At 67.7% G+C, this 5,797-nt stretch carries 3 protein-coding genes; 1 reads left to right on the forward strand and 2 read right to left on the reverse strand.

From position 1 onward, the window contains the following. The first annotated feature begins 24 nt into the window (after positions 1-24). Positions 25-3,102 carry a hypothetical protein gene (locus D7X55_RS34490; protein ID WP_147470325.1) on the forward strand — a complete coding sequence of 1,026 codons (3,078 nt, stop codon included), beginning with the start codon at positions 25-27 and terminating at the stop codon, positions 3,100-3,102. 78 nt (positions 3,103-3,180) lie between these two features. Here D7X55_RS34490 and D7X55_RS34495 read toward each other — a convergent pair whose 3' ends face one another. Then, complete coding sequence (locus tag D7X55_RS34495; RefSeq protein ID WP_120548350.1) at positions 3,181-4,218, reverse strand: hypothetical protein; 1,038 nt, start codon at positions 4,216-4,218, stop codon at positions 3,181-3,183. A gap of 257 nt (positions 4,219-4,475) precedes the next feature. Next, positions 4,476-5,762 (reverse strand): MFS transporter, encoded by a 1,287-nt coding sequence (locus tag D7X55_RS34500; protein ID WP_121725272.1) that lies wholly within the window; start codon positions 5,760-5,762, stop codon positions 4,476-4,478. Positions 5,763-5,797 lie beyond the last annotated feature (35 nt).

The following is a 5,797-nucleotide window of genomic DNA, read 5'->3' on the forward strand; positions in this document are numbered from 1 at the left end:
CCCCCATTCCCCCGAGGTGAACCCATGAAGACGAGGTATCAGCGTCATGTGATTGTCGCGGCGGGCGCCATGCTCGCCATCACGGCCGCGGTGGTCGTGCGGAACTGGGCGCCCAGGCCCGCGGTCCTGGCCACGAGCGGCAGCGGAGGGGATGGCCTCGTCCCGCCTCCCTATCCCGTGTTCCCGCGAGGCAATGAACTGCTCAAGCCGCTCGCCGAGTCCAGCGACGAGGCCCAGGCCTTCCTGGACTTCTATACGAAACAGCTGGGCGTCCAGCTGCCCCGGATCCAGAGCGGCGACCTGGTCAAGCTGCCGCCCCGGAACCTGGACATCGCGCACAACGGACTGGACCTCGGCAGCCAGAGCTTCAACTCCTCCCTGGTGTGCCAGTCCTGCCATGACTCGGATTGGAAGGCCCAGAAGAGCGACCTGCCGGAGATGGCGTTCTGGCAGCAGCCCACGGTCAACAGCCTCTGGCCCTCCGGTGGCGCGGGCCCCATGAACCTGTCCGCCAACTGGTCCCCCTTCGGAGACTGGAGCGCCTCCATCAAGGCCCTGGCGGGCAGGGACCCGGTCTTCCTCGCCCAGGTGGAGACGACCCGTTCGCTGTCTCCGCACCAGCCCTATCAGGTGGACCAGCTCTGTCTGCGTTGCCATTCCCCGCTGGCGGAGCGCCAGGCCCTGGCCAGCAACGCCCCGTTCAACCACTACACCCTCTACGCGACGCCAGAGGGAGCCCCCTACAAGAACCCGTTCCCCTCGAACCCCGAGGCGGGCTCGCAATACGCGACCTACGGCGCGCTGGCCCGGGACGGACTCTCCTGCGCCGTCTGTCATTCCATGTCGCCGAAGGAGGGCCAGCCCTGGAACGGCACCGACTACAGCCTCTTCTATGGCTCCGACGGAGACCTCTTCGGCGGGGCCGTCTCGGACCGGCTGGTCAGCCCGGAGGAGAAGAAGACGCTCACGCCGCCGTCCTTCCCCTTCACCTCGTCCATGAACCTGCGTCCCGGCGCCATCCTCGGGCCTGACTTCGGCCTCAACGCGAAGCCCATGGCCGCGGCGGGGCTGAGCCTGGAGACCGCGGCGCACGTGGACGGACACAGCTACCTGCGCGACTCCATGGTCTGCGGCGCCTGCCACGTCGTCATCCTCCCCAAGCTCCCCACGAATTACAGGCCTGGCATGCCCATCTCCGAGGCGAGCGAAGGCTACGAGCGCCCCGCGAGCTGCGACGCCAGCAAGACGACCTTCGACGCCAACGGCGACTTCACGAAGGACCCCTGCGTCGCGCTCGCCTATGAGCAGACCACCTACTTCGAGTGGCTCAACAGCGGCTACCCCGCCTCCAACACCTCGTGCCAGAGCTGCCACATGCCGCTCACCTCGCCGGACTCCCCGCACGACAAGCGCGTGTACGTGGCGCAGTACAACGACGACCTGGATCCCTTCTACAAGGGCAGCCCGCCCCCGGTGTCGCGCGAGTACAACCGGCACACGCTGCTGGGCATCAACCTGTTCGTCCACGAGATGTTCCAGCAGTTCCCGGACGTGCTCGGGCTGGACTTCTACCTGTCGAAGGACTCACGCATCCCGCCCTACCTCCAATCCCCAGACATCCTGAACCGCACGCCCAACCTCGTCCCCAATCCGGGCGCCGAGGATGGCAACACGGCGGGCTGGAGCGACCCCAGCGCCATCGCCGCCGTCCAGAAGCTCCCGGCGGACCAGGGACGCGCCATCCACCCGAGCCACGGCCGCTACTTCTTCCAGCTCAAGGAAGGCAGCGCGACGCTGAGCATCGACCTCGGCCGCTACCAGGACGCCCTCCAGAGGGCCGGCGGCAAGACGACCCTCCTCTGGGGCGCCACCGCCTGGTGCGACCAACTCTCGTGCGGAGAGCTGGTCGTGCGCACCTTCAACGCGCAAGGCGCCCTGGCGTCCACGACGCCTCCGCTCGCGGTCGATCCGGGACAGTCGCGGTGGCAGGCGCGTCAGGCCACCGCGGCCCTGGGCGCGGACCTCCGGCGGCTGGAGCTGGGCTTCACCGGCCGGGGGGGCGAAGTGCTCCTCCTGGATGACCTCTTCCTCGCCCTGCGCTTCCCGGACGGCACCATCGCGCCGCTGACGGATGCCAGCCGCAACTACGTGGTCGCGCAGAACCTGCTCAACGCCGAGCAGTCCATCCTGGACCTCGCGTACAGCACGGCCCAGGGCTCCTACAATCCACGGCTCCCCGCCGTGCAGATCTCCCTGGGCAACCTGTCCACCGACAACGGCACGCTGAGCGTCCCCGTCACGCTCATCAACAACGCGGGGCACAAGTTCCCCAGCGGTGCGGGCTTCCGCCGCGCGTTCATCCAGTTCGAGGTCCTGGACCCGTCCGGCAACGTGCTCTGGGCGTCGGGACAACCCAACGCGCAAGGCGCCATCTGCAATGGCCGCTGCAATGCCAATGGCGACAACGTCCTCGTCAGCGAGTTCTCGTCCGACCCCGGCCAGCTCCAGCCGCACTTCCAGAGCCTCCAGCGGCAGGACCAGGTCCAGATCTACGAGGTCCGCGTCATGGACGACGTCAAGAAGGTCACCAGCCTGGAACTCCAGCAGTTCAAGGACGTGAAGGACAACCGCATCCTCCCCGCGGGCTGGAAGCCGCCGAGCCTTCGCAAGTCCGGCGAGCTCCAGCTGGGGCTGGACCTCCAACAGCTGGCGCGGATCACCCTGCCCCTGAGCGAGGCGCAGGGAGCCCAGCCTGGCATCGAGAGTGATCCGGACTACCCCAGCGACAGCCATCCCCAGGAGGCCGAGGGCGAAGACACGCTGGTGTACCAGGTCCCGCTGTCGGAGGTTCCCTCCTGGGCCTCCATCCGGGTCCGGCTGAACTACCAGAGCATTCCTCCGGGCTATCTGGGCGCGCGGTTCAAGGATGCGCTCCAGGGAAACCAGCAGCCGGGGCCCGCCATGAGCCGGCTCATCTACATGAGCAGCCACCTCAACACGAAGACGCCCATGCAGGGCCAGACCTACGGCGCGACCCAGCCCACGGAGGTCATGAACAACTGGTCCATGGTCCTGGGTGAGGCACGCGTGACGAAGCGCTGAAGCACCGAGGCAAAAGCAAGACGGCCACCGGCTCGAGAGCCGGTGGCCGTTTTCATTCCTGGCTGCGTGCGGCGCCGCTCAGCGGAAGACGGTGGTGTGGGAGCCCAGCACGATGCCGCGCTTGCCCGCCAGCGCCTTGCTCCGCTCGGGCGACATCCCCAGCTGCTCCGGCGTGAAGAGCCGGCCGAAGAGGCGGTGGTCGGAGGAGACGAACGGGAGGACCCGGACCGTGATGGACATCCCCGGGAGCGGGGCGTGATTGTTGGACCAATACGAATAGTCGATGGTCGTCTTGTAGTTGGCCGGCACGAGGCAGTCGATGCCCGTGTGCCAGTTGCGGTTGCCGTCCTGGTCCGGGAGCGTCTCGGGCACCATCGTCTTCCCCAGGCTGATGAGTGGCGAAGGCCCCGGGGTCCCCGCCGAGAACGCGACGCTCGCCCCCGCGGGGACGTTCACGCACTTGATGTCGAAGGTCACCATCGCGGTGGATGAGCCCTGATCGAAGTTGATGCCCTTGGTGGTGTAGTCCGGCTTGTTGGCATCCACGATGGTGACGTTCCGCCAGCCGAACCCCGGGTTGTCCAGGATGAACTCCGTCAGCTGGTCCATGTTGCCCACGGCCGTGGTGGGAACAGGGTTCGGGTGCGCCGTGGTGGAGACGCGGGAGATGAGGCAGTAGTGGTCCGGGGTGGGGGCCCTCCAGACGAACGGGTTGTCCGTCACGGCAATCTTGCCGCTGTCCGCCTTGATGATGTTCTTGTTCCCGTTGTCGACGTTCTTGTCGCTGGTCTGCAGCTCGTTGTTCGCCCACAGGTACGGGTACAAGAGCAGGCTCGCGGGCACGGCATACAGCGACACGCTTCCGGACTGGGCTGCCGCCGCCAGGTTCTTGGCGCGCAGGTAGATGTAGTTGTCGCCGCTCTCGACCAGGTTCTGCCCCACGTCCGAGCTGTAGTTCCCGGCGAAGAACTCCGCCGGATTGAGCGTGGGGACGAGGCCCTGGGGGATGATGTCTGGCGATTGATAGGCGATGGTGTTCGTCGGCTCGTTCCCGAAGTCGCGCTCACCGGTGTCGCCGGTGTTCACACGGAAGAACAAGTCATTGTACTGGGTCATGGGGGTCCACCTTGGCTTGGATGACGTTCCCCGTGAGGCATTGGCCGCAGGGGTGCGTCCCTGCAAGTGCAGCCTGGGTGCCAGGGATGCTCGAGCGCCAACCGGCTGGAACCATTCGGAAGGCCCGGCGAAGCGGTGGAACCTGCCCACGACGCTGACGTGGCAGGCACAGGGGCTGACGTGTCAGCCCGTAGACAGCGTGACCGCCATCCCCACGTCCGCGCGCGAGTAGCCCATCTCCCGCGAAACCTCCGGGCTCACGCGGTGGCGGTGGTCGCCGCGGGCTTCTTGCGCAGGAAGAGCACGAAGATGAGCGCCACGATGCTGATGCCCACCAGGGTAATCAGCCCGTCCGCCGCGATGGTGGCGCGCGTCCCGATGCCCCGGAACTCCGACGCGTGCCCGTCCAGCGCCGTGGTGTAGCTGATGGCGAAGTTGGAGGCCGCGACGAAGAGCGAGTACTTCGTCGTCACCGCCGCGCCGTCGCTCACCATCTCCAGCACCATGCCGGCGAAGGCCGCGAAGCCCGCGCCGTTGGCGAAGCTGTACGCGAGCGAACCCCAGATGTACGTGTTCGTCGTCATGGGGCCCGCCGCCATGGCGAACGCGCACATCGCAGTGGCCCCGCCCATCAGCGCGTACGCGAGCTTGCGGTTCATCCGGTCCGACAGCCAGCCGCCCATCAGCGACCCCACCGCGCCGGTGACGGCCATGCCCGGACCGTTCACCATCTCCACCGTGTGCTCCGGCACCTGGTACGCGCCCGCCATCGCGCTGAAGAGGTTGGTGAGCGCGCCGCAGCTCACCGGCGCCAGGCACAGCACCAGCATGATGAGGCCGTCGCGGCTGAGGGCCGTCTTCACCAGGTCCATCACGATGCTCTTCACCCGGTCCACCGCCGCCTTGAACAGCGGCCCGGTGGGCACGGTGGACGGATCATTCCGCTCCGTGATCCAGAAGATGCCCGCGCCGCTCGCCAGCACCAGCGTGGCCAGGACGATGCCCGCCACCTGCCGCGAGAACTGCGTCGCCAGGAAGATGGCCAGCGCGCCCATCATCGCGGTGGAGCCCACGTTGCCCGCCATCTGCCAGCCGCCCGTGCGCCCCTTGTCGGACGGCTTGGACGTCGTGGCCATCAGCCCGTTGAGCGCCGCGTGCGCCGTCGTCGCCGCCGCCTGCAACGCGGTGAGCAGCAGCGTGAAGACGCCCAGGTGCCGAGCGGGCTCCGGGAACATCGCGCACGCCAGAAGCAAGAGCGCGGTGAGCAGCGTGCTCACGCCGTACCAGACGCGGCGCCATGGCCCCAGGTCGATGAGCGGCACCCACAAGAGCTTCCACGCGTGCGGAGAGAACGCCGTGCCGGACAGCACGCCAATCTCCGCCAGCGGCATCCCGTCCTTCGCCAGCCAGTACGGCACCGCCGTCTGCAGGTAGCCCACCGCGGCGCCGAACTGCACCTCCAAGAGGCCGAACAGCGGGGGCCAGGCCCAGCGCGGTTCCTCGGCGGGAGCGGTGGCCGGAAGGGCAGTCTCTTGTTCAATCAAGGGCGACACCTACAGGGGAGGACAGGGGAGGGTGG

This window comes from Corallococcus sp. AB049A, from assembly GCF_003668885.1.
Lineage (GTDB): Bacteria > Myxococcota > Myxococcia > Myxococcales > Myxococcaceae > Corallococcus > Corallococcus interemptor.

Bases quoted from the DNA above. Each gene is read 5' to 3' on its own strand.
- D7X55_RS34490 (WP_147470325.1), top strand. From the start codon at position 25: ATGAAGACGAGGTATCAGCGTCATGTGATTGTCGCGGCGGGCGCCATG.
- D7X55_RS34495 (WP_120548350.1), bottom strand. From the start codon at position 4,218: ATGACCCAGTACAATGACTTGTTCTTCCGTGTGAACACCGGCGACACC.